Raw genomic sequence first — 4161 nt, forward strand, 5'->3', positions numbered from 1 at the left:
TTGGATCTTACTTCCTTGGTTCCCCAATACTAGGGAAAAGCTATGTTTCTCATATCTTGCTTCTTGTATCTTGATTCTTCTGTCTTGCATCTTCTGTCTAAAATTTCACTAAATTAGAACTATGAAATCCGAGGAGACTGAAAATATAGTCAACGAACCTTTTACTGAATACCTGCCTACCGGACAGGCAGGCGGAAAGTATTCCTATGCAGATTACCTGACCTGGCAAATGGATGAAATGGTCGAAATCATCAAAGGAAAAGTTTTTAGGTCCGCTGCTGCTGCTCCAAGAAGAATTCATCAAGAGATTGCATTGAAAATTGCGAGGAAACTAGGAGATTATTTGGATAAGAAACCCTGTAAAATATTCCATGCCCCCTTTGATGTCAGGCTTCCTGTTAAATCTAAGAGAAACGAAGATATTTTCACCGTGGTACAGCCTGATATCTGTGTGGTCTGTGACAAGAGCAAACTAGACGATTTGGGTTGCATTGGCGCACCTGACCTGATAATAGAAATACTCTCCCCCGGCAACAACCGCAAAGAACTCAAACATAAATACGAAGTGTATGAAGAAAGCGGAGTACAGGAATATTGGGTAATCCATCCCAATGAACAGACTTTATTGGTCTACACCTTAATCAACGGATCATACATTGCCTCCAAACTTTTTTCACCGGGGGATATTGTAAATTCGGAATGCATTGAAGGGTTTAGCCTGGATTTGGAGTATGTCTTCAGTGATTTGGATTGATATTAAGGTTTCTGAAACTGCCTTCATTCTTTTCCGTAACTATTCAAAAATCGACCAAATGAAACAGATACTTTTTATAGCCATTTTCTTTCTTTCCACATTTATATCAAATGCCCAATATTTTTCCTCAGGGATCCAAGCCAATGTTGGCGTGCCCTTAGGAGATTTGAAGGAAGTTATGAACGGATCGGTTTTTCCGGAATACAACCTTTCTCTATATTACCGATTTCCTAATAAACCTATTGATGTAGGCTTTGGGGTCGGTTATGGAAAATACGGTACAGAAGTGGAAAAACGAACTGACTTATACCCTGGATTTACTGACGAATTGAGGCTAAGGAGAAACAATAACTTACTGACTTTGATGGGGATATTTCGATATAATTTTGAAAGTGAAAAACAGATTGTCCCTTTTTTTGAAGCGCAGATAGGTGCCAATTATTTCTATACCCGATATAAAATCAGGGAATCCCGATTTGAGGAACCTATTGAAGATGGGATGGATTTTGATGATTGGGTATTGGCTTATAGATTTGGTGGAGGCTTGAAAATCCCTTTTAAAGATCGGGAATTGGGACATTTTGAATTTAAGGTATTGTACCATGATAGTAGTCCTGTCGAATTTTTGAGAAAGCAGGATACGGAGTATAGACCCGACCAGGGAACGGGTGAATTTGTCTATTCCCCTCAAAGATCCACAATCAACATGATTCAACCCGGCATCGGCTTGGTTTTTTTCTTGGATTAAATGGAGCTCATTTAAAAACTATAACCCGAATAATTTGGAAAAAGTGAATTTCATAAAAACTCGCATTGGCATAATAATTGTTTTATGTGATTTGAAACTAAACCAACTATCAATAAAAAAACCGGCAATTATTGCCGGTTTTTTTTATTTGAGGTCTTTAAAAATAGTTTATCTCGCAAAAAGACCTAATACCAGATAAGTAGTTAAATCTGTAGTGCTAAGGTTCTGTGTAGGATCGTGCACTACGAAAAACCCTTCATAATTTTTGGTCAATTCATTGAATGAAATATCCAGATCATTGGAAGCCATGGCTGTACCACCATTACCGGAAATCATTCCGGCAAATATTGCTCCGTTTGGAGTCTCATTATAGGGAGTTCCATTTGGAGTGGTAGCCGGATCGGCAGCATCATGGGCATGCACCGGGTACATTCTTCCATTAAGTGTATTCATCAAAGAAACAGTAACCTTAGAAGTTCCGTCAATATTTTCCTCTACTCTAATTTTTGCCATTAAATTTCTTGGATGTTCTCCGTCGTAAGCAATAGCAGGATTATCCAACACTTGTCCTTCGTTGAAGCTGTAATCAAATTCGGAAGTTCTTAAGTTAGCTTCTCCTTCAGCCAAACTTTGAGCAAAAACACCTAATACCAAATAAGTGGAAAGGTTTGTAGTGCTAATCGCTTGGGTTGGATCATGAATGACTAAAAATCCTTCATAATCATTGACAAGCATGCTGTAAGGCATCTCGGTTTCAACGCTTCTTGTTCCTGTACCGCCCGCTATGGTTATCATACCGGCAAAAACACCCCCATTAGGCGATTCCGAGTAAGGTGTTCCATTTGGAGTGGTAGAAGGGTCAGCAGCATTATGTGCATGCACTGCATATTGCATACCATTTATACCATTTTCAATAGTAACGGTGACCTTGGCCATACCACTTGGCATTTCCTCTATGTCAAGTTTTGCTGATAGGTTTCTTGGATGATCGCCCTCTCCATCGCCATTGTAGGCTGTTGCCGGACTATTCAATAATTGGCCCTCATTGAAAGCATAGGTAAAGCTTTCCATTTCAAGCATTGGCATTGGTTCCTGATCATTGTTATCATTACATGCTGAGAATGCTCCTGCAAATAATAGCATTGCAAACAGATACAAACTTTGATTTAATCTTAACTTTTTCATTGTGTGATTTATTTTAGTCGGTTTTAAATAATTTTTGCCAACAGTTACGATACCCATCCTGCAATTGGATTGAGCATATCTAAAAAAACTTGGTTAAAACATACACTTTTGATTTACAGCCTCGAGGAAGGTAAGTATAAACCTTCCCGGCTTTTCACCCATGGAGATGTGGTCCATAGCAAATGCATCCACGGATTCGAACTGGATTTGGAGGAGGTTTTTGGGAATTTGGATTGAGGGGAGGTGGGGTTTTATCGGAAAGATGATGAAACTGATCTGGCTGATTCTCGCAGGTTAATAAATCAGTGAGAAAGCTACATCAGCTTTCCATCAAATTCTCTAATCTTTGTGCCTCTGCGCCCCTGCCCGCCGGCAAAGGCAGGTTTGCGGGAAACCCCAATCACTCTTTGTGGGAAACCCTTTACCCCCTATTCTTCCTCCACAAAAATACCGGCAACCCCAAAAACACCCCCACAATACTGAATATCAATCCCCCGATGGTTCCGATCGCCAAGCTGAACCAGAAGATCTCGTTCTGCCCTTCCATGATAAATGGTATCAATCCGAAGCATGTGGACAAAATGGTCAACATGATAGGAACTGCCTTTCCGGCCACGGCTTTTAGGACATTCCGGTTGTAAAGGCCGATTTTTCGGTTGTTCAGGTCATTGACGATAAAAATGGCCGCATTGACCGCCAAGCCTCCCAACATGACAAATGCCGCATATCCCCCCTGATCGAAATAAAAATCAAACAGGGAGAAAACCAGAAATAATCCGATAAAGGATATCGGAATGATGACAATGATGTAGAAAGGCTGTTTGAGGTTTTCGAACAAAACGGACGTGATAAAAAATATCCCTACTATCAGCACCAAAATTAAACTATACTGACGCTTGGCTTTTTCCCAGTCCCATGACCAGGTCTGTTTGGAAGCCGTATAGCCTATGGGCATATTGGCTTTCATTTCTTCCAGAACCTCATCCAGGTATTCATTTCCGAATTTGGCTGAACCCATATATTCAAATGCCACCAACCGGATATATTGCCTATCTTCTTTGTGAAGGGAATTGGTAGTGGTTTCCTTGTTCAAAGTACCGAAATTACTGACCTTGAAAATCTTGTCATCACCACTGATCAGACTGTTTTCCTCTAAGTCAAACTTAGAGTATTTGTCTGATTCAAGTTCCCTGACCACAACACCATAGTTTTTTTCATCCAAGGTCAGATAAGTACTTGGACGGGAAGGCTTGGACACATCATTCAGGGCATTGATTACCTGGTATTGATTGGATCTTGCCAGGGCCATTTTTCCCTGATCCAAACGCAGCACATATTCCTCAGTCTTTTGCTCGTTCCAGCCCAACCTTTCATTGGTATTGACCTCCTGAATCCGCTTGTGCCGCAAAAGTTTTTCCGCCAAAACCTCTGACTGTCTCTCCAATTCATCAAAATTATACCCTTTCATGGTCAC

General features: G+C 40.6%; 5 protein-coding genes. 3 read left to right on the plus strand and 2 right to left on the minus strand.

The window, feature by feature from the left end:
* Window positions 1-121 precede the first annotated feature (121 nt).
* Both ACEW8U_RS12335 and ACEW8U_RS12340 read left to right on the plus strand, forming a co-directional pair.
* The gene (locus ACEW8U_RS12335; protein WP_373522351.1) at window positions 122-754 is read left to right on the plus strand and encodes a Uma2 family endonuclease; all 633 of its coding nucleotides are present in this window, start codon (window positions 122-124) and stop codon (window positions 752-754) included.
* A gap of 58 nt (window positions 755-812) precedes the next feature.
* A complete protein-coding gene (locus ACEW8U_RS12340) occupies window positions 813-1502 on the plus strand; it encodes a hypothetical protein (RefSeq protein ID WP_373522352.1) in 690 nt (229 codons plus the stop codon).
* A gap of 168 nt (window positions 1503-1670) precedes the next feature.
* Here the strand turns inward: ACEW8U_RS12340 and ACEW8U_RS12345 are convergent, their stop codons facing one another.
* Window positions 1671-2687 carry a hypothetical protein gene (locus ACEW8U_RS12345; RefSeq protein WP_373522353.1) on the minus strand — a complete coding sequence of 339 codons (1017 nt, stop codon included), beginning with the start codon at window positions 2685-2687 and terminating at the stop codon, window positions 1671-1673.
* Between the two features lie 108 nt (window positions 2688-2795).
* On the opposite strand from ACEW8U_RS12345, the gene ACEW8U_RS12350 reads away from it, so the two are divergent.
* Window positions 2796-2924 carry a hypothetical protein gene (locus tag ACEW8U_RS12350; protein ID WP_373522354.1) on the plus strand — a complete coding sequence of 43 codons (129 nt, stop codon included), beginning with the start codon at window positions 2796-2798 and terminating at the stop codon, window positions 2922-2924.
* Window positions 2925-3108: 184 nt separating this feature from the next.
* On the opposite strand, the gene ACEW8U_RS12355 is transcribed toward ACEW8U_RS12350, so the two are convergent.
* Window positions 3109-4161 (minus strand): efflux RND transporter permease subunit (locus tag ACEW8U_RS12355; RefSeq protein ID WP_373522355.1); only part of this gene is annotated, 1053 nt, incomplete at its 5' end.

Source organism: Aquiflexum sp., from assembly GCF_041751335.1.
Classification (GTDB): Bacteria; Bacteroidota; Bacteroidia; order Cytophagales; family Cyclobacteriaceae; genus Aquiflexum.

Coding starts and splice junctions, on each gene's coding strand:
- ACEW8U_RS12335 (WP_373522351.1), top strand. CDS start 122: ATGAAATCCGAGGAGACTGAAAATATAGTCAACGAACCTTTTACTGAA.
- ACEW8U_RS12340 (WP_373522352.1), top strand. CDS start 813: ATGAAACAGATACTTTTTATAGCCATTTTCTTTCTTTCCACATTTATA.
- ACEW8U_RS12345 (WP_373522353.1), bottom strand. CDS start 2,687: ATGAAAAAGTTAAGATTAAATCAAAGTTTGTATCTGTTTGCAATGCTA.